The sequence below is a fragment of the Paenibacillus lacisediminis genome (assembly GCF_046567315.2).
In genome coordinates this window covers 21,551-45,859 of the sequence record NZ_JBKIAX020000031.1, presented here as the reverse complement: position 1 = coordinate 45,859, position 24,309 = coordinate 21,551, and the positions used below count along the sequence as shown (strand labels likewise).

General features: G+C 52.9%; 21 protein-coding genes. 14 read left to right on the top strand and 7 right to left on the bottom strand.

What is annotated here, in order from left to right; translation table 11 throughout:
• Positions 1-293: 293 nt before the first annotated feature.
• Together smpB and ACLD72_RS31745 are read right to left on the bottom strand one after the other, a co-directional pair.
• Positions 294-773, bottom strand: coding sequence for an SsrA-binding protein SmpB (smpB, locus tag ACLD72_RS31750; protein WP_128631083.1), 480 nt, complete (start codon positions 771-773; stop codon positions 294-296).
• An 81-nt stretch (positions 774-854) separates the two neighbouring features.
• Complete coding sequence (locus ACLD72_RS31745) at positions 855-2,048, bottom strand: MFS transporter (RefSeq protein WP_411003468.1); 1,194 nt, start codon at positions 2,046-2,048, stop codon at positions 855-857.
• 255 nt (positions 2,049-2,303) lie between these two features.
• On the opposite strand from ACLD72_RS31745, the gene ACLD72_RS31740 reads away from it, so the two are divergent.
• From ACLD72_RS31740 to ACLD72_RS31730, 3 genes are all read left to right on the top strand, one after another.
• Positions 2,304-2,999, top strand: a complete 696-nt coding sequence (locus tag ACLD72_RS31740) for a FadR/GntR family transcriptional regulator (protein ID WP_411003493.1) — start codon at positions 2,304-2,306, stop codon at positions 2,997-2,999.
• Positions 3,000-3,087: 88 nt separating this feature from the next.
• A complete protein-coding gene (locus tag ACLD72_RS31735; protein ID WP_411003469.1) occupies positions 3,088-4,455 on the top strand; it encodes a uracil-xanthine permease family protein in 1,368 nt (455 codons plus the stop codon).
• A gap of 41 nt (positions 4,456-4,496) precedes the next feature.
• Positions 4,497-5,153, top strand: coding sequence for an isochorismatase family protein (locus ACLD72_RS31730; protein WP_411003470.1), 657 nt, complete (start codon positions 4,497-4,499; stop codon positions 5,151-5,153).
• 101 nt (positions 5,154-5,254) lie between these two features.
• On the opposite strand, the gene ACLD72_RS31725 is transcribed toward ACLD72_RS31730, so the two are convergent.
• On the bottom strand, positions 5,255-6,109 hold the full coding sequence (locus ACLD72_RS31725; protein WP_411003471.1) for a MurR/RpiR family transcriptional regulator: 855 nt from the start codon (positions 6,107-6,109) through the stop codon (positions 5,255-5,257).
• A 199-nt stretch (positions 6,110-6,308) separates the two neighbouring features.
• Here ACLD72_RS31725 and ACLD72_RS31720 point away from each other — a divergent pair, with 199 nt between their 5' ends.
• From ACLD72_RS31720 to ACLD72_RS31685, 8 genes are all read left to right on the top strand, one after another.
• A complete protein-coding gene (locus ACLD72_RS31720) occupies positions 6,309-7,193 on the top strand; it encodes a cell division protein FtsQ (protein WP_411003472.1) in 885 nt (294 codons plus the stop codon).
• The gene (locus ACLD72_RS31715; RefSeq protein WP_411003473.1) at positions 7,186-9,099 is read left to right on the top strand and encodes an ABC transporter ATP-binding protein; all 1,914 of its coding nucleotides are present in this window, start codon (positions 7,186-7,188) and stop codon (positions 9,097-9,099) included. Before ACLD72_RS31720 ends, ACLD72_RS31715 begins: the two co-directional genes overlap by 8 nt.
• Complete coding sequence (locus ACLD72_RS31710; RefSeq protein WP_411003474.1) at positions 9,074-9,883, top strand: energy-coupling factor transporter transmembrane component T family protein; 810 nt, start codon at positions 9,074-9,076, stop codon at positions 9,881-9,883. Before ACLD72_RS31715 ends, ACLD72_RS31710 begins: the two co-directional genes overlap by 26 nt.
• Before the next feature lie 80 nt (positions 9,884-9,963).
• Complete coding sequence (locus ACLD72_RS31705; protein WP_411003475.1) at positions 9,964-10,761, top strand: PHP domain-containing protein; 798 nt, start codon at positions 9,964-9,966, stop codon at positions 10,759-10,761.
• 210 nt (positions 10,762-10,971) lie between these two features.
• Positions 10,972-11,637, top strand: coding sequence for an SdpI family protein (locus ACLD72_RS31700; RefSeq protein WP_458476512.1), 666 nt, complete (start codon positions 10,972-10,974; stop codon positions 11,635-11,637).
• A gap of 3 nt (positions 11,638-11,640) precedes the next feature.
• Positions 11,641-12,003: a DUF1648 domain-containing protein gene (locus ACLD72_RS31695; protein WP_411003477.1), complete on the top strand. Its 363-nt coding sequence runs from the start codon at positions 11,641-11,643 to the stop codon at positions 12,001-12,003.
• A 56-nt stretch (positions 12,004-12,059) separates the two neighbouring features.
• Entirely contained in the window at positions 12,060-12,500 is a 441-nt protein-coding gene (locus ACLD72_RS31690) for an Rrf2 family transcriptional regulator (RefSeq protein ID WP_411003478.1), read from the top strand.
• Positions 12,501-12,598: 98 nt separating this feature from the next.
• Complete coding sequence (locus tag ACLD72_RS31685) at positions 12,599-13,465, top strand: alpha/beta hydrolase fold domain-containing protein (protein ID WP_411003479.1); 867 nt, start codon at positions 12,599-12,601, stop codon at positions 13,463-13,465.
• Between the two features lie 555 nt (positions 13,466-14,020).
• On the opposite strand, the gene rnr is transcribed toward ACLD72_RS31685, so the two are convergent.
• A complete protein-coding gene (rnr, locus tag ACLD72_RS31680; RefSeq protein WP_411003494.1) occupies positions 14,021-16,726 on the bottom strand; it encodes a ribonuclease R in 2,706 nt (901 codons plus the stop codon).
• A gap of 435 nt (positions 16,727-17,161) precedes the next feature.
• Here rnr and ACLD72_RS31675 point away from each other — a divergent pair, with 435 nt between their 5' ends.
• Entirely contained in the window at positions 17,162-18,628 is a 1,467-nt protein-coding gene (locus ACLD72_RS31675; protein ID WP_411003480.1) for a methyl-accepting chemotaxis protein, read from the top strand.
• Positions 18,629-18,684: 56 nt separating this feature from the next.
• Here the strand turns inward: ACLD72_RS31675 and ACLD72_RS31670 are convergent, their stop codons facing one another.
• Both ACLD72_RS31670 and secG read right to left on the bottom strand, forming a co-directional pair.
• Positions 18,685-19,236 (bottom strand): GNAT family N-acetyltransferase, encoded by a 552-nt coding sequence (locus ACLD72_RS31670; protein WP_411003481.1) that lies wholly within the window; start codon positions 19,234-19,236, stop codon positions 18,685-18,687.
• 392 nt (positions 19,237-19,628) lie between these two features.
• Positions 19,629-19,862, bottom strand: coding sequence for a preprotein translocase subunit SecG (gene secG, locus ACLD72_RS31665; protein ID WP_251593642.1), 234 nt, complete (start codon positions 19,860-19,862; stop codon positions 19,629-19,631).
• Between the two features lie 299 nt (positions 19,863-20,161).
• Between secG and ACLD72_RS31660 the strand changes: the two genes are divergently transcribed.
• Positions 20,162-22,180, top strand: a complete 2,019-nt coding sequence (locus ACLD72_RS31660; RefSeq protein WP_411003482.1) for a methyl-accepting chemotaxis protein — start codon at positions 20,162-20,164, stop codon at positions 22,178-22,180.
• Between the two features lie 110 nt (positions 22,181-22,290).
• Here ACLD72_RS31660 and ACLD72_RS31655 read toward each other — a convergent pair whose 3' ends face one another.
• Positions 22,291-22,638: an ArsR/SmtB family transcription factor gene (locus tag ACLD72_RS31655; RefSeq protein ID WP_411003483.1), complete on the bottom strand. Its 348-nt coding sequence runs from the start codon at positions 22,636-22,638 to the stop codon at positions 22,291-22,293.
• 169 nt (positions 22,639-22,807) lie between these two features.
• Between ACLD72_RS31655 and ACLD72_RS31650 the strand changes: the two genes are divergently transcribed.
• On the top strand, positions 22,808-24,205 hold the full coding sequence (locus tag ACLD72_RS31650) for an MFS transporter (RefSeq protein WP_411003484.1): 1,398 nt from the start codon (positions 22,808-22,810) through the stop codon (positions 24,203-24,205).
• Positions 24,206-24,309: the final 104 nt, after the last annotated feature.

The window sequence follows — 24,309 nt, the reverse complement described above, 5'->3', positions numbered from 1 at the left end:
GGACATTCTCCTTTTTGAATCTAAGACCGAAACAAACCTGTAAATATATTTCATTAATTACCAAAATAGTAATTGGACCATAATTTCAACTTTTCATGTCAGGTTGTTTGCATGGCTAGTGCTTTGGTGTCCCTTAGCCTCCAGATTCCTCTTCTCCTTCCCTTTCTACCTGCGCATCGCCCTCTCCCCCGCCGAAAAGGAATACAAATTTTGGATATAACCTCAAAAAAACCCCAGACTAACCATGAAACCATGGTTAAATCTGAGGAGGTTATCATCATTTATAGGGTTAACTAACGAGCCACTTTCTGCTTCTCCCGCAACGCACGCTGAATATCACGTTGGGCGTCGCGTTTGGCGGCGGAATCACGCTTGTCGTATTGCTTTTTCCCTTTGCCCAGACCCAGAAGCAGCTTCGCGTAGCCGTTGCGGACATAAATCTTCAGCGGCACGATCGTGTAGCCTTCCTGCTTGGACAATCCGAGCAGCTTGCTGATCTGCGCTTTGTGCATCAGCAGCTTACGCGTCCGTGTCGGGTCGATTGGATTAAACCGGTTACCCTGCTCGAACGGGCTAATATGCATGTTGTGGATATGGATCTCGCCGTTCCGGATCGTCGCAAACGCGTCCCCGATATTCACGCGGGCATTACGAATTGACTTGATCTCCGTTCCGGTGAGCACCATGCCCGCTTCGTAGGTATCTTCGATGAAATAATCATGGGAAGCTTTTTTATTTTGCGCCAATACCTTGCCATCATTTTTCTTGCCCATGTTCATCCTCCTTCTGAAGCCCCACGGGGCAGTTTACCAGACATTTATTGTATCAACTCCGGCTGCCAAAAGCAAGGACGCTCATCCCCGGTCCTTACGAATCAATACCGAACACAACAAAGCAAGCGAAAGAATGCCGGCAAACACTTGAAAAGGTAAAGAGTAGCGGTTCATCTCCAATAAATTGGCCGTAAGAATCGGACCCGCACTCGCCCCCGCAAATAAAACGAAAGTATATAAGGATGTTGCAACCCCTCTGTTCCCGCTCCCGATTTCCCCGATCAGCGAAATCAGCGCAGGTACGGTCACGGCAATGCCGGCCACGAACACAACGCTCATAAGGGCATAAACCGCCACCGACTGAACAAAAGACATCATCACCAATGCGGCGATCGAGCAAGCGAGTCCGGTGCGGAGCACGGACAGCATTCCCCATTTACGGCACATTCGCCCGGCAAAGAAGGAAAGAAACATCCCGATCATGCCCAGCGAGCGCACGCCCAGAATCTCCATCTCGCTCAGTGAATACGGCGGTTTAACGAGAAAGGCGCCCATCGCACTGTACATCCCCACAAAGCAAAGCAGAATCGTCACGGTAATGCCATAACATAACAAAAGATTTCGCTTTGACAGCACCGCATACCAGCGGCGACCCTGCCCAACCCGGCCTTGCCTCACCTGTTCCGCCGGAACAGGCGGCAGCCAAACGGTCACAAGACACAATAGCGCAACATAACCAAGCGCCAGCAGCCTAAACACCCAAGGCCATTCCAGCAGCGCGGCAAGCGAGCTCGCCCAGACCTGTCCAAAGATCCCCGCCATTAAAAAGCCCGAGCTAATAAATCCTATAGCCGTCACTCTTTGCTCCGCAGGAAAAACTTCTCCTGCATAAGTTAAGGCCACGGGCGAAAATGTCGCGGCCGCCGCCCCCTGCAAACATCGCAACGCGATCAAGCCTCCGAAACTTCCCACAAATCCCAGACACGCGGTGGCCAGAACCAACACGGCAAGCCCCGCAACGATCACCCTTTTTCGGCCAAGCCGGTTCGATAAAGGACCATAGACCAGACAACCAACGGCAAAAAACAAGGAAAAAGCGCTCCCCGCCAAAGCCGATTCACTTGTCCCGATGTGAAATGCCCCGGCAAACACGGGAAGAAGGGGGACCGTAACATATAAGGAAGACAGGATGAGCAAGGCGGCCCCAAATAACAGCCACCGGATCAGCGTGTAATTGGTGTGAACCCATGGCGGGTTATCCATTTTAGTTTTCATAGGCGCTCCTATTATCCAAATATAATGAAAATGAGTAGATCATCAGATGTTTTGTTTGCTCGTAGGATTGTAATTAAGAATACGCTCGTTTTAGAGTTCATGTCAAGAATTGTACGTCAGGTTTTATGACATAAATCAAAAAAACTTCTTGTGTTTCGACATTTTTCTGCATATAATGTGAACCAACAAATAAAAACAAGCATTGAATATTCCATTCAATGTAATTTTATTTAACATAAGAGGAGGTGGCAAATCATTACTTACACCGAATTCAAAGCCATACCCAGAAGAAAACTGGTCGATGAAGTGTTGGATCAAATGCAAGCGCTCATTCGGTCGGGCCGTTACAAAAGCGGGGACAAGCTGCCGCCGGAACCCGAATTGATGAAGCTGCTCGCGGTGGGAAGATCCACCGTCCGGGAAGCTGTCAAGGTGTTGACGCATGCCGGTTTGCTGGAAGTGCGCCAAGGAGACGGGACCTATATTCGCTCCTCTTCCACAGGTCTTGCCGCAGTAAGCCAAACCCTAACTCCGAAGAACTCTGCTCATATTCTCGAGGCGCGCAGGATTCTCGAAATCGAAGTTACCGGACTAGCCGCCTTAAGAAGAACGGATGAGGATCTTGAAGTGATGCGCTATTTTCTAAATCAACGAAACGATGCTCTGGAGAAGGGACGGTACGCGGAATACGTTGAAGCGGATATTTCCTTTCACATCGCGTTGGCCCAGGCCGGCAAAAATGAAGTTCTCCTGGAAATGTACAAGGTCGTGGCCGAAAGCTTGAAGGAAATGCTCAGCCTATTGATTCTGGACACACGGCAGTACGAAGATAACACGGTTTACCATGAAGCGGTTTATGCCGCCATTGAAGCGGGAAATAGCGATGAAGCCAGAAAATCCGCCATCCAAAATCTCGACGCGGTCCATCGCTCTCAAGTTTACCATTTCTAAACATCTGATGATCTCTTCTTTAATAACAAACATCCGATGATATGTTGAATTGCTCTGCTCGAAAATAAAACCTAGGGGTGAATAAGCTATGAATCATGAGCACGAGAATAACGAAACTTTGCAAGTCGGCATCGAGGACAAGCTCTCCATCGGCGCCAATCTGACCTATGGTTTTCAGCATCTGCTGGCGCTCACTGGGATATTTCTTTTCCCGGTATTAATCGGCCAAGCTTTGAATTTGGAGTTTCAAACGATAGGTTATTTGATTCAAGCCTGTTTCTTGACGACCGGGCTCGTGACGATTCTGCAATCGGGAAAAATGCTGCGGCTCCCCGTCGTGCAAGGGCCGACCGCCGCGTTTTTCGTGGCCGTGCTTTCCGCAAGCGCCAGCGTCGGATTGGGAACGGCCTTCGGATCGATGGCCGTGGCGGGCGTCATTTTCATGCTTCTGGCCCTTCCGATCCGCAAATTCGGCTTAATCGGCCATATCAACAAATTCATCGCCCCGCCGATCGTTTATGGCACACTGCTGATCATCATCGGGGCGCAGCTCGCCGATATCGGCCTTAAAAATTGGTTCGGCAGCGCAAACATAGGCGTCAATTTCGCCGCTTCCATCGTCACGGTTGGCTGCGTGCTTGCCTTGATGATTTTTGGCGGCAACACCATTCTGCGCCGGGGCGCACTTCTGTGGGGGATTATTGCCGGAACCTTGTTTTTCGCGGTGTTCGGCAGCGTCGATTTTTCGGCGGTAGCCACGGCCGGCTGGTTCCGTTTGCCGGAAGTTTTCCCGTTTGGCTTCGGCATTTCCATCCCTGTCGTCATTCTCATGCTGCTGGCTTTTCTGCAGGCTTCCGCGGAGGCGGTGGGCATGTATACCCTGCTGACCAAATGGGGGAAACAAGAGCTCGACAGCACCCGGGTTAACCGCGGTTTGTTCGGTGAATTTCTCGGCTGTACCCTCGGCGCCGTCTTTGGCGGGCTGGGCACGACCTCTTACCCGGAAAACATCGGCATCGTCCGCGTCTCGGGCATCGGCAGCCGCTATGTCACCATGACCGCCGGGATCATGGCCGTTATTTTGGGCCTGATTCCCAAAGTCGGCCTGTTTATCGCCTCCCTGCCTAGCGCCGTTTTATCCGCGGCTTCCACGATTTTGTTCGGCATTATCGCCATCAGCGGGATTCAAATGGTCAGCAAGGTCAAGTGGGATGAATTGAATCTCGCCGTCGCCGGCTCCTCCTTTATTATCTCGCTCGGAACGATGTATTTGCCCGCCGAGCTCACAGCCGGCTTGCCGCTGGCTATCCAGAGCGTCGTCACCCAGCCGATGCTGGTAGGTGTAGTTATGCTGATCGTTTTAAACACGATAGTTAATGTATGGATTCGTCCCGTGCTCGAACGGCGTGCGCCGGCAAACGGTTCACAGGACTCCATTCCTACAGAGGCCGCCTGACGCGGCATATTCATTCCGACTTATAAGGAGCGTGTTTCTATATGAGCTTGAAAAACAAAGTAAAATGGGAGATTGATCCCGAGAGAACAGCCGTTATCGTAGTGGATATGCAAAATGTGTTCTGCAAACCGGACGGAGCACTTTATGTGCCGCGGACCGCAGGAATCATCGACAACATCCGGCAGCTCACCGGCGCGGCCAGAACGGCGGGTATGCCCGTGATCTATCTGCGCCATATCGTCCGGGGAGACGGCAGCGACACCGGAAGAATGAAGGACATGTATCCGAATGTGAACGAGATCCTGAAACGCGGCACCCCCGGCGTAGAAATTATCGAAGAATTAACCCCGCTCCCCCAGGATATTATCGTTGATAAGCTGTTCTACAGCGGTTTTCATGATACCGATCTGGATACGATCCTGCGGGCAAAAGATATTAACACGATCATCATCTGCGGGACCGTGACCAACGTTTGCTGCGAAACGACCGTCAGAGACGGCGCGCACCGGGAATATAAAGTGATCTTTCTGAGCGACGCGAACGCGCCTATGGATTACCCGGACATGGGCTGGGGGGATATTTCCGCCGAGGAAATTCAGCGCGTAACGCTGACCGTTATCGCTTACGAATTCGGTCAAGTCAGTTCGACCGCCGAAGTCCTTAACGAAATTCACACGAAAACAAAAGCAGCCCGCTGATGGGAATCAGGGGCTCTCAATCTTAACACAACAAATGCATTCATCCGGCAGGGTGAGTGCTTTTTTATTTTTCGCCGCCCTCTACGCTCATAACTTCCCCTTCACGCCTTCCCCCGCGGCAGCTTGTCGGCATACCTCGCCCGCAGCTCGCCCAGATATTCCAGCTTGGACAGCACTTTTTCCTTATTGAACAGGCCGATGCTCAAAATCATCTGTTCGATCAGCAACAGCGGCGTCACGATCGAGTGGAATTCTCCCATTTCGCCCCGGCTGACGTAAAAAGCCGCCTCCACCTGCGCCCCGTACCGGAACTCCTCGCGATCCGTGATCATCACGGCCGAGCAGCCCACCCGTTTTACGCAGTCGAGGATCACCTCGGTTTCGGGGAGCAGCCGGGTGAAATTGAACAACAGCACCACGTCCTCCCGCTGTACATGCGCCAGCGACTCCAACAGCTCATGCCCGCTGGCCGCCATCATCCGCACCGACATGCCGAACCGGGACAAGCGGTAAAACAGCAGGTCCCCCAAAGCCAGCGCCGGCCCAGGGGCGTACACGTAAACCCGCCGGGCTCCGGCCATCAGCGAAGCGGCGAGCTTCAACTCCTCCGGGTCCGTCTGCTCCGCCGTTTCCCGCAGATGGACCAGCGACTGCTCCAGCATCTGCAGCGGCAGGCTTGAAGGATCCATCTGCGAAATCGTCTTCTCCAGCTTGACCGCCGGGGTCGTGTCGGCAGCGGACCGCAGCTTCAGCCTGAATTCTTTGCCGTTCTCGTATCCCGCCGCACGCCAAAACCTCGACACCGTGGCGATGCTGGTGCCAATCCGGTCGGCGATCTCCTGCTCGGTCATAAACAGCACCTCGTCCGGATGCCTTTCGATAAAATCGGCGATTTTCAACTGGCCGGGGGAAAAACCGCTTTTGTCGGCAAACACTTGATTGCGGGTCAATGGCATTGCTATCAGCTCCTTGGGTCTTTTTTGACGCGTTCCTGACTCCATCCTACCAGCGTTTTGTTATGTAAATTTTATTACATTATTTTCACTGTGTAAAAAATATTACAATGCGTTGACATACAACTCCGCTTCTTTTAATAATCCGGCTCTACACTAAAAGCATAACAAACCCAATTCAGATTCAAGGAGGTTTCCCTTCATGTCACGCAAAACCCTCTACACCCTCACGCCCTCGCAAAAAATGATGATTTTCGTGCTGTCGATGTCGCTGTACGGGCTGTCCAACATGTTCACCGAACTCATCCCCTCACTGCGGCTAGGTCCGATCGAGCTGTCCGTCGAGTATTTCGCGTTTATCCCGCTCACCCTGTGCATCCTGTTCCATCCTTTTTATGCCGCTGTGGGCGCGGCGCTGGGCGAGGTCATCTTCGGCGAGCTGATGCTCGGACAATTCGGCGGTCTGGGGGAACTGGAAAAATTCCTGACCTTCTCGTTTGCCATGTACGTCGCCGGCCGGATGGTGCGCAACCCGCAAAACCGCCTGCAGGTCGGCACCGCCGCGATCACGGGCGTCATCATCCATCAATTGTGCAGCAGCCTAGTGGATATCGGCAAAGTCTGGATCGGCGTGGAAGAATTCGAAGCCGTGCCGGGCCTGGCTCAAAGCGTTGTGGTCGTCGAGGGCGTCGGGTTCCTGAACGACGTGCTGTTTTCCGGGATTCTTTTTGCCCTGCTTCCGACCTTGTATCTGGTACCTAGACTTTATGGAAAAATCGAACCCCTGCTCGGCATCAAACCCCGCGACAAAAACACCAAATACGAAGCAGCCGGCGTCATTACGCCCAAGCTGGTCATCACCGGCATTGTGCTGGCGCTCGTAGCCTTTGGCGCCGAGTCCTTGTCAGAGACCGACTGGAATCTGGGCGAATGGGACAGCGGACTGGCCGACCGGATGGGTTCGGGCGCAATCTGGCTGAGCATCGCCGCAGCTGCGGTCGTCGCCATCGTCGTTCTGCTCATCATGCGGGCGAAAAAATCGCGCAGCTCGCAAAACAGCGACACTGAGAGCTTGCCTTATGCATAACGGGTTTCAAGCCAAAGCCGATACCGCGCTGGCCGCCGAAATCCGCAGCGTCTCCTTTACCTACCCGGGTTCGGAGCAACCGGTGCTGAACGAAGCCTCCCTGACGATTGAAAAAGGAAGCTTCACGGCGATCATCGGCGGCAACGGCTGCGGCAAATCCACGCTTTGCAAACTGTTCAACGGCCTTATCCCGCACTATTATTCCGGGGATTTTGCTGGCGAAGTCGTCATTAACGGCGTTTCGGCCCAGGGAAAAAGCGTAGCCGCCTTGTCCCGCATGGTCGGCTACGTCTACCAGGACTTCGACAACCAGCTCGTCCGGCCGACCGTTCTCGACGAGGCTTGTTTCGCCCCGCTGAATTATGGACTCGCCGATTATCGGGAGCGGGCCCAGCGCGCCCTCGACTTATGCGGGCTTGCGCCTTTGCAGCACCGCTACATCTGGGAACTGAGCGGCGGACAAAAACACCTGCTCGCCCTGGCCGGGGCTTTGTCGCTGGAACCGGACCTGCTGATCGTCGACGAGCCGGTTTCCCAGCTCGACCCCAGCCATGCCCGCCAGGTGTATGAGGTATTGCGTCAGTTAAACCGTGATCACGGCAAAACGATCATCGTCATCGAGCATCACACCGAATTTATCGCCGACTACTGCGGCGACGTCTGCCTGATGGAGCAGGGCCGCGTGCTGTGGAAGTTGCCCGTGGCCGAAGCGCTGAACCGCCTACACGACCTGGAGCGGCTCGGCATCCAGCCGCCTGAAGTTACCCAGGCGGCCGCCCGGTTGCGGGCTATGCTGGAGGAGGGGGACGCCGCTCATACTCATGCTGATGCTCATGCTCATGCTCATGCCGATGCTGGTTACCCGATTACAACAGAAGACGCGGTGAAGTATTTTACCGGCTTGCTGCGGGAGCATAGCGGTGCAAGCAGAGAGGTCAAATTTGCCGTACAAGAGGCGGTCTCCGAATCTGCAGGCACGACAAAGGCTCACGGCTTACCGGAGCAATCAAAAGCTGACGGCTTACCGGAGCAATCCCAGACCGTGCCCCAGACCGTCATCCGCTTCAACCAGACTTCGCTAAACTACCGGACTATCCGCAAAACGGAACAAACGGTGCTGCACGGAATCGATCTCGCCATCGCCGAAGGCGAACGGATCGCGCTGGTCGGCAACAACGGGGCGGGCAAATCGTCCCTGCTGAAGCTGATCGCCGGGATCGCCAAACCGTCGGCGGGCTCCGTTGCTGTGCTGGGGCAGGATACCCGCGGCACCCCGATCGAACAGTTGTCGCGGCAGGTCGCTTTCGTGTTTCAAAACCCGGAGGATATGTTCATCGAAGACAATGTGCGCAAAGAAATCGCCTATTGCTTAAAACGCCGGAAATATCCCGACGCCGACGCGAGAATCCAGCACATGCTGCGCAGCTTCCGATTGGAAGAGCTGCAGGACCGCGACGCCCGCTTGCTCAGCGGCGGACAGCAGCGCCGCGTGTCGCTGGCGATCGGCGCGGCGGTCCGGCCTGCGGTCATGCTGCTGGACGAACCGACGGCCAACCTCGACCTGGCCACCCGGGAGGAGCTGCTGAGCACGCTAGCCGAGCTGGAGCAGCACGTGCGCACGGTGATTATCGCCACGCACGACATGCAGCTGGTGAGCCGGTGGGCAACGCGCGTCATCGTCATGCACGATGGGGCCGTCCTGGCCGACGGGACGGCGGCGGACATTTTCGCCAGCCCGAACCTGATCCGCCGTGCCGGTCTGGCCCTCACGCAAAGCATGGAGCTGTCCGATGCGCTTGGGCTCCGGCCCGCATGCAGTTCTCCGGCCGAACTGGCCGACTGCTTATATCAAACCATCGCTGGAAAGGAGACTTCGGCCCATGCAGCTCGTCCGCAACTGGTTTAACAAAATCTCGCTCGACCGGATTCAGCTGGAGCTGATGAATACGGCTTACGGCAGCGGCCACGCCTCCCTGTCCCGGCTTGATCCGCGCGGGCTGCTGATATGGTATCTTTTTTTCGCTATCGTCCCGTGGTTTATGAACAGCTATCTCATTTTGGCCGGGATGTGCCTGTTTATGATCGTTACGACCGTGTTGTCCCGGGTCACGCCGTTCATTATTATCGTACTTTGCCTCGGACTGATCGGGCAGGTCGGCTGGCTGTTCATCATCTCGCTGTTTTTTGGCGGGGACATCTCCTCCGCCTTGCCGCTGCTCAAGCTGACGATGAAGCTGTCGATCGTGTCGCTGGCCAGCATCACGGTTTTTTCCGGCATGGATCCGGAGAAAATCAGCGACGGCCTGCTTGCGCTTGGCATGCCTGCCGCTTTTTCGTTCAGCTTGTCCTATGGTTACCGCATTTTGCCGGTGCTGTTCGAGGAATTCCGCAATGTGCTGCTGTCCTACCGGCTGCGCGGCCAGGCGCCGGAGCAGAGCGGTCTGCTCTATTGGCGGCTTGGAGCGTATTACCTCAAGCTGCTCGTTTACGCTTTTTTCCCCTTGATGCTGGCGACCGCCAAACGCTCCCGCACCACGGTGGAGGCGCTGGAGACACGCGGTTTTTCCTACGGAATGAAAAATCCGCGCTCCAAAAAGCTGAAATTATCCCATCTGCGCATGAAAAAACAAGACCTGTGGTTTCTATCCGGCTCAGCGGCGTACGTCGCCCTGTTGTTTTGGATCGATTGAGAGCCTCTGAATGAATGCCCAGCCTTGCATAAACCGCCGGTATCCCATTAGAACGCACATTAAATAAGGAGTGTCACCCCATGCGAATCGACCTGCATACCCATGCCAAGCTGTCCAAAGCCAGCGATTTCTCGCCGTCTTATTATGAAGAAATGCTCCGGGAAGCCGTGGTAAACGGACTGAACGCTTTGGCTTTGACCGAGCATTTTAACACGCGTAATTTTTTCGAAGTCTATGAGAGCCTGGACCGGCTTTATCCCTATAACGGAGAGTACTATGAAGCGGGGCCGCTAAAAATATTCCCCGGCATGGAAGTGGACATCCGCGAAACCGGCCACATCCTGCTGATCGGGCGCAAGGAGCATATTGTGGAGGTGCGGCGGAAGCTTGACGACTATACGGAAAAAGACGCCTTCATCCCCTTCGCCGATCTCATGACGCTGGCGGAAAGCTATCCGCTGCTCAAAATCGGGGCCCATCCGTTCCGCGAATCGACGCCGCTGCATCATTTGGACCGGTCGCAGCTCCAGCGTCTGGACGCTTTTGACCTGAACGCCAAAGATATGTACGAATACGGCAACGAGGTAAACCGCGCCAACGTCGAGCGTTTTGCCGCCGGGCTCGGCAAGCCGGTAACCGCTGGCAGCGATACCCACCAATGCCTGCAATACGGCAGCGTATACAACGAGCTTCATCAGCCATGTCACTCTGTCACCGAGTTGAAACAGGCCATCACCACCGGCGCCTACGACGTCCGCATAGCCGAAAGTCTGCCGCTGCAAGTCAAAGCCTCCATCATGCTGAAAAAGCTGCTCAAGCGCCTGGCCCAACTTGAAACGCCGGCAGAGACCACCCCCGTCCCGAACACGCTTGTATAAACCTGCCAAACCAACTAATCCTGCAAAACAACACCGTTCTGGGGGAGCCTCCCCCCTCTTCCGTTATTCGCACCCTCTCATTAATCATCGAAAATTATCGAAAGTTCGAAAACCTGTGAGCAATGTTTTTTGAAGTAGCAAGCTATCAGTTGTAAAATACAGGAAGGGGATGCCTATAGAATTTCCTGCATCGACGCTTCCCACGAAATCATGGAAAGAAGAGAGCGAGCAATGGAAAATAATTATAACCTGAAAGAGGAATTAAAAAAGCCATGGGTTCATATCTCTGTCCTCTTTATTGTGCTGCACATGATCAACTTCGCCATTCTCTCCCCGTCATTACAATCTCTTAAGTATCCTGCTGTTTTTTTATGCGTGACATTAGGAGCTATGATTATCACTTTGGTCATTGTCATCTTAAACCCCAAGTATTCAAAATATAGAGACCAATTTTCAGATTTAACTTCTTATCGTTGGATTTGTTCAAGCGCTTTTGTTGTGGTCAATCTAATTTGCCTTGCGGTCATGTTAAAGTATTCAGAAAAGCTTTTTTTCAACACTTTAAATATGGTTTTATTATTTTTGGCGGTACTGCACTTAATAGTAGGAGTCGTATTCATTAGATCAACCCCCAACCGTTTAATTGGTTTAAAATTTCCTTGGCTGCTTTCGAATGAACTCGCCTGGAAAAAAACGCACCGCATTTCCGCCTATATTTGGATAGCATTTGGCCTAATAGGCATATCTTTGGGGTTAGGGACACAAGTGAACATTTATATGATACTTACTTCTTTTTTACCAAATATCATCAGCTTGATTATTTCTCTTGTCATTAGTAGTAAACTCAAGATACGTGAACGGCGCGAGGGAAAATAAAAAATGAAATCCAAAATGAAACTTATAATATGGTGGTCACTTCTTTTATCCATAACTCCTTTTGGCGTGTTCTATTGTTTTTACACGCAAATCCCCCAAACGATTCCTATACATTTTAATACCTTGGGTGAAGCGGATCGTTTTGTTAATAAAACAAGCATAGAAGTCTTCCTTTTATGCGGCCTGGGATTGTTGGGACTTTTCTTCATGAAGCTACTGGGTATTGCAGTCACTGGACAGAGTACTAAGAAACGAAACGAGGAGGGTGAGATTTCAGAAAAGATTATGGATTTCGCGGCATTGTTCGTGACAGTGCTGTTTTCCGGGATAAGCATTTATTATATTATCATTGTGGCTCACAACTGAAACTTGACACACATCAATGTTGTAAGTATCGTTATTACAACGAGAGGGTGAACCATTTGAGAATCAGCAGCCGATTTACAATTGCTGTACACATGTTATCTTTAATTCACGTTCGAACCGATCTTTTAACTTCCGAGCAAATTGCCGATAGCGTGAACACGAATCCGGTTATCATTCGGCAAATTAGCGTTTTGCTGAAAAAAGCCGGGCTTATTGGGGTGAAACGCGGGTCGGGTGGAGCTTATCTGCTGAAGGACCCTTCGGAGATTTCATTATATGATATCTACCAAGCGGTAGATGTCGTTGAGGACAGCGGATTATTTCACGCGCATGAAAATCCCAACCCCAATTGCTGGGTCGGCGCAAATATTAATGAGGTGCTCGGCGTTTTTTTGGTCAAGGCACAACATGCTATGGAAGGTGTTTTGCGGGAAGTCACCATTCAGGACCTCGTCCATATCATAAGCCAAAAAAAGAATGCTTCTTCGGGAGCATAATTTTTTCGAACGCGTTGTAATGATTTCACTTACAACAATTTTCAGGTTTTCTCTCTCGTTGAAAAAGATGTGTCATTATAAAGGAGGATTATTTTCAAATGACTGCTCATTTTGAATCTGAAATCAAAGAAATTTCCTGGGAACCGGACGTCAATTCCTATGTTCAACTTATTCCCAATATCGTCTATTCCAATAAAGGCAACAGCCCTTTAAAACTAAACTTATTGGTGTACAGAAACCCGAATGACGGTTTATTTCATAGAGAGGGCAACAAAGAAGTGTATCCGCTAATTATTTATCTGCACGGCTGCGGGTGGGGATGGAGCGAGCAGGACATATTCGAATTTATCCCGCAGTTGACCGAATTTGCCAAAAGCGGGTTCGTCGTGGCCAGCGTGCAATACCGCTTAAGTTCGGAAGCGATTTTCCCTGCCCAACTAGAGGACGTGAGGGATGCGATCCATTTTCTCAAATCAAATGCCGCTAATTATAATATAGATCCGCACAAAGTCGGCCTATGGGGAGATTCCTCAGGCGCGCATTTAGCTTTATTAGCTGGTTTGGAAGCCCTGGGAGACGAGGGAGGTCCCTGCAATGTGCAAGCCGTTGTTGACTGGTTTGGGCCGACGGAATTGCTGTCGATGAGTAAATACCCTTCCGTATTTGATCATGACTCTCCGCATTCGCCGGAATCCAAACTGGTAGGAGGAGCCCTTCAAGAGAATAAAGCCAGAGCAAGAGCAGCGAGTCCAATGGAGTATGTCCGCTCTGATGCTCCCCCTATCCTGATTATGCACGGCGACGCGGATGATGTTGTTCCTTTTGAGCAAAGCGTTGAGTTTTTCAAAGCATTACGGCAAGCCGGAAACGATGCCACCATGTACAGAATCAAAGGAGCCGGGCACGACGGGTTTACCCAACGGCAAACCATGGATGTTGTAAAAGCATTTTTCGACGCCCATTAAAAATAACCGCTATTGAACTAACAAAATTCGAACGAACAAAACAGCTCAAAACCAAAAACGGCGCTTGGCAACAGGAAGACGTGGCTCCTTCAAGTGAGGCCCCCGTGGCCAAGGCTAGTAGACGATTCTGGAAATAACGTTAGAATAATGGCAAATGAAGACTTGAGAAAACGGCAAAATTAGTCTATTGAAGATCACGGGTGACAACATAAAGGAAAAAAGGGGCGCTATTTCAGCGATATCCCCCATGTTGCGTGAAATAGAGGAATTTTATGGCGCTATTTTCACGATTTAGCAGCGAAAGGCCGCCTTTCGACCTGTTCATCGAAAAATAAGACCCAATAGTTCCCCTATAGTGATGAATAAGCTCAAGTTCGGAAAATAAGACCCTAAAGTTCCGCTATTTTATGGGGACGATACTGAGCACAACTGACTTTGTAGTCAAGCACCGATTTCTAGGTTGCCGCATAAAATGTGCACAAAACACCGGCTCCCCTGTGATGAAAACAGCATCACGTAAAGGAAGCCGGTTTTTTTTAATCCGAAAAACCTCGCTCACTTTTTCTTCTTGCGCACGAACGCCGCCGTGCCGTTGCCTTTGCCCTTGCCGCCGCCCCGCTTGCGGCGCGGCGCGGGCTCCCCCGCGCCCTCCTCCCGGCCGCCGACAAAAATCCCGCTCGCGGACGTCTTCTTCCGCCGCGAGCCGCCTCCTCCGCCGGTGCGGTACCCGCCACCGCCGTCGCGGGCGACGGCCACCGTCCCGGAGGCATAGCCTCCCTTGCCGGAGCCGAAGCCAAAGCTCGCCGCGGGCGTCCCCGCCGCTTCCGCAGCCTCGCCCGCGCCCGCCGCACCGCCAGCGGCGTCAAACGACACGCCGCCGGCACCGCTGGCACTGCCGGCACCGCTACCTACGACGCCTCGGCCGGGCTTGCCCTTCTTGCCCTTGGCGCCCTTGCCACCGCCTTGGACTCCACTACCTCTGGCGCCGCTGCCCTTGGCCCCGCCGCCCTTACCGCTCTTGCCGCCGCCCTTACCGGCCTTGCCGCCTTTCCCGGCGCGACCGCCGCCCCGGCCGCCGTCAAACCCGCCGCCGCCGAACAACTCACCGCCCCGCTGCCGCGGTTTCATGTCGACCATCTCGAAATCGATCGTATGGTCGTCCATATTCACGCGCGCCACGCGGATTTTCACCTCGTCGCCGATCCGGTAAATCTTCGACGTCCGCTCCCCGATCAGCGCCATATGCGGCTCATGGAAATGGTAGTAATCGTCCGTCATCGCGCTGAGCCGGATCAACCCTTCAACCGTGTTGTCCAGTTCAATGAACATGCCGAAGCTGGTCACGCTGCTGATAATGCCCGGGAATTCCTCCCCGACCTTATCGAGCATGAATTCCGCTTTCTTCAACTGCTCCGTATCGCGCTCCGCCTCCACGGCAATCCGCTCCCGCTCCGAAGACTGCTGGGCGATATCCTGCACCCGGCTCGCCAGGTACTCCAGCCGGGCTTCACTCAACGCCCCGCCGCCTTCGATCACCTCCCGGATCACCCGGTGGATGACCAGGTCGGGATACCGCCGGATCGGCGACGTGAAATGCGTGTAGAACTCCGCCGCCAGCCCGAAATGCCCCGTGCTTTCGGCATCATACTTAGCCTGCTTCATCGAACGCAGCATCATCGTGCTGATAACCGTCTGCTCCTTCGTGCCCCGGATATCTTCCAGCAGCGTCTGCAAAGCGCGCGGATGCACCTTGTTGCCTTTGCCGCCCTTCACCGTATACCCGAAATTGGCCACAAACGCCAGGAAATTCATCAGCTTCTCCTGGTCCGGGTCCTCGTGAATCCGGTAGATAAACGGCACCTTCAGCCAGTGAAAATGCTCCGCCACCGTCTCGTTTGCCGCCAGCATAAACTCCTCGATGATCTGCTCGGCGATCGAACGCTCACGTTTCACGATATCGACCGGCTTGCCGTTTTCGTCGACGATTACCTTCGATTCCTCGAAATCGAAATCGACCGCGCCGCGCCGCATCCGGTTCGCCCGCAGCTTCAAAGCCAGTTCCTTCATCAACCGGAACGTCTCGACCAGGCCAGCGTAACGCTCCGTCACTTCCGGATCTTCCTCCTGCAGGATTTTGCGGACGTTCGTATACGTCATCCGCTCCTTCGTACGGATCACGCTGGTGAAAATATCGTGGTTTACCACTTTCATCTGATCGTTGAACTCCATCTCACAGGACAACGTAAACCGGTCCACCTTCGGGTTCAGCGAACAAATCCCGTTGGACAGCCGGTGCGGCAGCATCGGGATGACGCGGTCGACCAAATACACGCTGCAGCCGCGATTGTACGCCTCCTGGTCCAGCCGGGAGTTCTCGCGCACATAATAGCCGACATCGGCGATATGCACGCCCAGCCGGATGTTGCCATTCGGCAGCCGCTCCACGTGCACGGCGTCGTCCAGGTCCTTGGCGTCCTCGCCGTCGATCGTGACGATCACTTTGCCGCGCAAATCCCGCCGACCTTGACGTGCGATCTCCTCTTCCTCGATCACATCGGGTGCATCCAGCGACTCCGCCAGTACATCCTCGGGAAAAGCCTCCGGAAGCTGATGCTTGCGGATGATCGACAGAATGTCGACGCCCGGATCGTCCTTGTGGCCGAGAATTTCGCTCACCTGGCCGACGGCCGCTGCCCGGCCTTCCGGGTACTCCACGATCTGCGCGACGACCTTTTCGCCGTCCACCGCGCCCCCGAAACCTTCCTGCGGAATAAACACATCACGGTTAATCCGCTTGTCGTCCGGAATCACGAACCCGTACGATTCATGGTTTTGGAACACCCCGACCACCTGGGTGACCGCCCGGTGCACGATGCGCACGACCTCGCCCTCCAGCTTGCCGCCCCCGGCGCTTTTGGAGCTGACGCGGACGAGCACCGTGTCGCCATTCATCGCGCTTTTCAAGTCATTCGCATGAATGTACACATCCGGATGATCCCTGTCCTCGGGGATGAGGAAAGCGAACCCCTTGGCATGCGCCTGCAAACGCCCGCGCACCAAATCCATCCGTTCCGGCACGCCATACCGGTGTGTACGGGTCAAAATAATCTGTCCTTCCTGCTCCAGACGGTTCAGCAGCTTGAGAAACTCTTTGAAGTCGGCGGCATCGGCAATCCCGAAATGCTCCTCAAGCTCCTGATACGTCATCGGCTTATAAGCCTTCTCCCGCATAAAAGCAAGCAGTTCTTGTTCTGTAATCAAATTCAAATGATTTCACCTCAGGCCCGGCCTGTCCTTTTACCGGAATGTTATTTGCAAATGAATTTCCATGAAATGCCTCAACATGGTATATACCCTAGTATACACGAATTTGGCAGTTTGCATCCGTTTGCGGGCGAATCCCCTCCTATTGCTATATAAGTTGAACTAATTATTGTACGGTAAAGGGCAGCCGTGTTAAATGTTCTTACGATCGCTGTTGTTCGCGGATTTCTCTAATTGGACCAAATTCAGATGTTGTAGAAATCCGCTCACAAAGGCGACCAAACTCCGTTATTTTTTTAGTTCAACTTTATATAGCGAAATGGCCGATGTTCACATAAGTTTTACGGTCGAAATTTATCAAAACTCTTCATTTCATAGCATATTTTTCCGAAAATAATAAAGTAATACCATTTATTAGGAGATGAAAATTTCATGGATAGTAACCTCATTTTGCAGAGACGAAACAAACTATTCGTCAAAATCATTTGGATCATGGTCGCTTTTGGGGCGCTGACCGACCTGATGATCGGGGTGGACAGCACCGTTCTGATTTCCCTGATTGCGGTTGGCGGCATCTGCTGCTCGATCGCCACTTATATGAGTTACGCCAACAAGGGCACCCGCTTCGTCATGTTCATCGTCCCCGCCGTCATTTCACTGCTTACGTTTTTGATCATTTACCATGACCCTAATCCCCTGATGAGCTCCTATTTGCTCGTATACGTCAATATCGGGCTGATGACGCTTTATGCCAACTACAAGCCGATTGTATTTTCCGGCATACTCGGGATCGCCCTCACGCTTTATTTTTACAATATCCCGTTTTACCACGATCATATGTTTCCTCGCGAACCGCTGACCTACCTGCTCTTATACCTTATTTTCATCATCGTCGCGCTCTCTTTTGCGGCACGGTTCAGCGAACGGCTCCAGCTGGAGGTCCTGCACAAACAGAAGGATACGGAGGAAGCCAAACAGCGCGGCGATGAGCTGCTCACCCATTTAAGAAATTCACTCGAAGTGCTTGGCCGCCTCAGCACCCAGCTGCGCGATAATGTCAATACCACCGGAAAAATCTCCAAGGAGATCACCGCTACCTTCGGCGAGGTTACCGCGACGCTGGAACAGCAGACACAGGGACTCCAAGCGACGACGGACTCGGTGCACGAGGTGAATGATGCCGTGGAACAGGCGGCGGTCATAGCCTCTCATCTGCAACAGCTATCTGCGGCAATGCAGCATTCGACGGAGGACGCCGGCGTCCGCATGAATGCTTTGTCGGAAAATATGGGGTATCTGCAGCGGGTAATAGCCGGTACGGTGACCCAAATGCAGCGGCTTCGCGATCAAAACGAACAGATCAGCCAAATCGTCGATACGATTCACGGGATATCGGCGCAAACGAACCTGCTGGCCATGAATGCGGCGATTGAGGCGGCCCACGCCGGAGAGCACGGCAAAGGATTTGCCGTCGTGTCCGCGGAAATTCGCAAGCTGGCGGAAAATTCCCGGGAATCAACCGACCGGATTAACCTGATTTTGGAAGACGTGATTGGGCAAATCAACAACGTTGCCGAGCAAATTTCCATTGGCTTTACCGCCATCGATGCCGGAAAAGAAGAAGCAAGAGAACTGCAAAGCTATGTGGCGGAAGTTGCCGGCAATGCGGAAATCGTAAATCAGCAATCGGATCAGGTCGATCAGTCGGTACGGCATATGAAAGAACGTTACGCCAGCATTATGGAAGAAATTTTGGCTGTCGCGGGCGGCACGGAGCAAAATATGGGCGCCGCAGAGGAAATTTTGGCCGGCCTTGAAGCCCAGGACAACAAAATCCATGAGATTGTGCAGCATTATCAGGAACTCGACCGGTTGATTGTTACGCTTTCCGATAATTAGGCCCCGTAGAAATAACCAAAGGCTTGCCCCAGGGGCAAGCCTTTGACTCATCCTGATTATGCAGTTAGCAATGGCAGCGCATCCAAATACCAATCAAAGCGAGGTTTGTTTTCGTAGATTTCGGCCACATGAATGATTGCGGGAATGACGTTCGCTCCTTTGTAAAAAAAGCTTGTCCCCACCTTGGACAGCGGAACGTGGAAGGAAATTTTCAAAGCCCGGGACAAAATCGGATCCAGAAGCGTCACATAGTGGCGGATATGTTGGTCTCTGGCAAACAGCACGATCGACGACAGCAGGCGGTTCAAATTTTTACCGCGGTACTCCTTCAGCAGAGCCACCTTGTCCACTTCGGCGGTGTACTCCGGTTCGGCGATGATCGCCGGATGCTGCGCAAATGGGACCAGCCGATTTAAGCCTTGATCTGCGGCGGAATCATACGGTTTGATCTCTGCCGTAGCAACCGGCACTCCATGCTCATCATACACCAGACAGCGGCCCAATACTTCGCTCGCAAATTCGAGCTCAAACCCTTTTTCCAGCCAAACTTTCGTCCAAATAGCGTGATATAGAGCTTCTTCCTTCAAAGTTGTCACCAGCTTATACATTTTTCTACCTCCAATCCCTGTATATAGTACTATTATACTATTTTTCCCAAATGGAGACAAATACTATAGTCGAAGCAACAAGCACTTCGTCTCTTTCCAATCTGTGGACGCTACTCTAACGGACACCAGCGACCTTATCTGCCCATTTCCCGGGTATTTCCCAGCCTAACGGACACACATGACTCTATTTGGCTCAAAACCCGTTCATCCGGGCCGATTTAAGGTAAATAAGGTCGTCTGTGTCCGCTACATTTTGCAAACCTCCGTTCTCCCGCTAGATAACGGCTCTGGTGTCCCTTAGCCTCCAGTTTCCCCTTCTCTACCCCAACGGTCTATATCTGCGCAAAAAAGCCCTTGCCTCCAAAGGAGACAAGGGCTACATAGCTTATTCGTTAAGTAAGAACTACTGCGACGATGATCGACAGGATAAAAAATCCCGCCCCCAAGGCTACTGTAATGCGTTCCAGAACCAGATCCATGCCGCGAGCCTTCGTTTTTCCAAACAGATGTTCAGCTCCCCCGGAGATGGCACCGGCAAGCCCCGCGCTTTTCCCTTTCTGCAACAATACGACTGCAGTCAAGGCAATCGAGAAAATCACGAGCAAAACCTTCAGCAAAATTTCCATTTAATCCACCTCCTAAGCGAGAACATCCTTATCTATTCCAAGACTTACATAGTTGATATATGAACAAATCATTATCATTTTACCATAGAGAGGCAGGAATAACAACCGTTTGCTGGTTTACGTTCCTGCGATGTTTATGTGATCAAAATTTCGCGGCACGTCAAGGTATTTTCTCATGATCTGCAGCGGTGAATCAGGACAATTTTCCCCAATATTCTTGAAATTGTGCCAAATTCCGACTTTTAACCGTGGTACGATTAGCTTAAGTAAGTCTAGTTCAAACGTATGGGAGGGACATTATGTCGAAGACCAAAGCACTACAAACCAAAACACGGGGGAAATCCGGGGCGTTCCAGCGGAAATTGCTGATCATTATTTTGGCCACTTCCCTGATCCCCCTGATCGCCGCCAGTTCGTTTTTCATCCGTTATTTCAGCGGCGTGACGACCGAAGACAGCCAAGAATTGGCGCAAACGACGCTGGACATGAACATCTCCAAAATCGATGAATGGATCTTGTCCAAAACGTCAACGGTGGAGCAGCTCGTTCAGCAGAACCCGCAATTCCAGTCCTATGATCCGGAGAAAATGTTTCCGATTTTGGACATACTGGAGCAAAGCGACAACCAAACCGAAGGCTTCAGCCTTATCGACAAAAACGGCCAGCTCATCAACAACCTGGGGATGACCGCCGACATGTCGAAAAGCGACTATTTTCTGAAAGCAAAAGAAACGAACAAACTGGCTTTTTCCGAAATGAACTACCTGGAGGCGCTGGGCAAATATTTCATTACGGCGGTCGTGCCGCTTCATGATAAGGGCGGGCAATTTATCGGCGCCGTCGCTTTTTCGATCACGCCCGATGTGCTGACGCAGCTTAGCAACAACATTAAAATGGCGGACACGGGCTACGGATACGTCGTCTCGAACAACGGAATCTATTTCAGCTATCCGGATGCCGAACGCTTCAGCAAAAACATGAAGGATTACACCGAAACTCCCGCTTTAAAAAATGCAACGGAAGCGATTCTCGGTAAACCAAGCGGTTCTCTTACCTACAAAGACGAAACGGGAAAAGAAGTGATCACCTACTACGGCACGATTCCGAGCACCGGGTGGAAAATGGTCATCACCGTGCCGACGAGCGAGATTTTTGCCAAAGTGAACCGGGCCAGCACGTTATCCATCGCGATCGCGATCGTTACGGCCCTGATCGTATCGGTCATCGCTTTCCTGCTGGCCCGCCTCATCGTCAAGCCGATTCTGGCGATCTCCCAGGTCATGAAAAAGGTCGCAGGCGGACAGCTGAACGAGCGGGTAACCGTCCATTCGAAGGACGAAATCGGGGAAATGAGCGAAAACATCAACCTGATGATCGAATCGCTTTCCGGCATGGTGAAGCAGATCGATCTCACGATCGGCCAAGTGGCCGCCGCTTCGGACGAGCTGCTGGCCGCCACCCGGCAATCGTCGCAGGCGACGGCGGAGATCAATTCGGCGATCCGGGAAGTCGCTGGAGGGACGGAGACCCAGTTCCGCGGAGCCGAGCAGTCGGCGAGAGCGACGGAGGAAATGGCCCAAGGTGTGCAAAAAATAGCCGAAGCATCAGGCAGCGTTTCCGCGCAGGCCGAAAACGTCTCGAGTGAAGTCGAGCGCGGCTATGAGGAAATCCAGGCGGCAATCAACCAGATGGCGCAAATTCAAACCACCGCCAACCAAACGGCGCAAGACATCGGCCGGCTGGCCGAGCATTCCAAGGAAATCGGCGAGATTGTTAATGTCATCTCGGACATCTCCAACCAGACCGCGCTGCTGTCATTGAACGCTTCGATCGAAGCCGCCCGCGCCGGCGAAGAAGGCCGCGGATTTGCCGTTGTCGCCGGGGAAGTGAAGAAGCTGGCCGAACAAACCAGCGAGTCGATTTCTCATATCGTCGAGTTGATCCAATTTATTCAAAACTCTACATCCCAGGCCACGAATTCCGTGCAGACGAGCGTCCGAGAGATTAAAGACGGCATTGCAAGCATGGAGAAAGTCGGCGTTTCGTTCGGGCAAATCCGTCAAGCCATCTACCAGGTGTCGGCAGAAATCCAGGACGTATCCGCCACGACGGAGCAAATTTCCGCAGGCACTGAAGAAATCGCCGCATCGGTCGGGGATATGCTGACCATCGCCAAAGATTCGGCGGACAACGCCCAATCCGTAGCCGGCTCAGCCTCCGACCAAGCAACCATTATGCAAAGCATCGAAACATCGGCGGGGTCGCTGCATCAGCTGATGAACGAGCTCAAAGAACAAATCAAAGTATTCCAGGCCTGATGCGCCCAGGCTAATGTGATATACATAGGACGGCATGTGAATAAAAGTACGAATGGCCCTTCCGCAGATCAACCTGCAAGGGCCTTTTTCCTCTCTCCGGTGACTCTATTCTACAATTCCGCAGCGCTCGCCTTATCGGCATGGCTCGGATGCGAGCTTTCGTACGCCTGCAGGATCGAATCGAGCAAGCCGGGAAAGCGGTACTCCAGATCCTCTTCCCGCAGCGACATGAAGCGTTGCGTTCCCTGGATGCGCGTAAAAACGACCCCCGCCTCGCGCAGCGTCCGGCCATGATGGGACAACGTCGATTTGGCGACCGGCACGTGGAAGCAGTTGCACGGCTGTTCGCCGTTTTTGCGGATTTCGGCAACAACGCTTAACCGGACAGGATCGCTTAGGGCATAAAGCACGGAAGACAATTGAATCTCTTCCCGATCCGGATGATACAGCACTTTCATCGGAAAAACCCCTTTATACATATATTCATCTGCCATCAATTAAAAAACGGACAAAAAAAATTTTATTCATTTTACCGGTTCCCTAATTGCATTTTAAACGATGGCATGCTATATTTCAATCGTTCGATTACAATCGAACTTTAAAACAAATAAAGAGTGGGTGAAATGCATGAATGCTGTATCAACCGAAATTCCCGCGGTCCCTTCCTCCGAAACCTCTTTGCAAAAGGAAGGGCTGCTGACACTTCTGCTCGGGCTTGCCGTCGTGCTGGTCATCATGAACACGGCCATGTTTAATCTGGCGCTGCCCGATGTAACCGAAACGTTTGGCCTCTCGGCTTCCGTTTCTTCCTTAATTGTAACCGGATATTCCATCATGTTCGCCATTTCATCCATTACGTTTAGCCGGCTGGCGGATTTCCTGCCCATCCGGCGGCTGCTGGCGACCGGGCTGCTGACGCTGGGGCTTGCGGCCATAGCCGGGCTGTTTAGCACAAGCTTCTGGTTTCTGCTCGCCGTGCGCGTGATTCAGGCTTCCGGCGCCGGGGCGATTGTCTCGCTGTCACTGGTGCTGCTCACCCGGTATGTGCCGGTTCAACGCCGCGGCAAGGCGATGGCGCTGATCATGTCGGCCGTTTCGCTGGGGCTCGGGCTCGGTCCTGTCGCCGGCGGCGCGATCGTAGAATACTGGGGCTGGAGATACCTGTTTGTTGTGACCGCACTGACCCTGGTGCTGATTCCGTTTTTCCTTCAGTACATACCGAAGGAAAAAACGGCGCGCGGCGCATTCGACGCGCCGGGCGCCATATTCGTCGCCATCGGCACAACCGGGCTGCTGCTGTTTTTGACCGAAAGCTCCGGAATCGCGCTGGCCTGCGGCCTGGTTGCGCTCGTTTTGTTCGTTTGGCGCATCCGCAGCACGCCGGAACCGTTCGTATCGCCCGCCCTGTTCGGCAACGGTGCTTACCTGACCTTGTCGCTCGCGGGCATCGCCTCGTATTTGTGCAGCTTCGCCACACTGTTTCTGCTGCCGCAAATCCTGGTGCACCATTTTCATCTTAGCGCCAGTCATGCCGGCCTCATCATTTTTCCCGGCTCGATGCTGGCCATGGTCGCCTCCCGCAAAGTCGGCTCTATCATCGACCGGCACGGCAACGGCGCGATTTTGCGGTATGTGCCGCTCCTTGTGCTAAGCTCCATGATCCTGTTCGCGTTGTTTAGCGGGCAAGCCTGGCTGGCCATTGTATTCATTTACTTGCTGATGAGTCTTGGCTTCACCATGATTTCCAGCAGCGTCTCCAACGAAATTTCCCGCATCCTGCCCGCGTCCCAGGTCGGTTCGGGTATGGGGCTGTTCCAACTGCTGCAGTTTTTCGGCGGCGCCTTCAGCGTCGCCATGGCGTCCAGCGCCATGGAGTGGCAGCACGGCCTGCCGCAGACCACCGCCTACTCCAACATTTTTTGGGGACTGACGGCCATCGCCCTGCTCGCCATCTTCTCTTCGTATGCTTACCTCCGCAGCGCTTCCGTACCGGGGCAAAGAAGCTGCGGGTCCCTTGAAGTTTGAGGATGGATAGGGGAAGCCTCCTCCTTGCGGAACGGCATCCCTTTCATAATAAATGCACCCCATGGGGTGCATTTATTATGAAGAGCTTGTTGCAGGAACTTTGC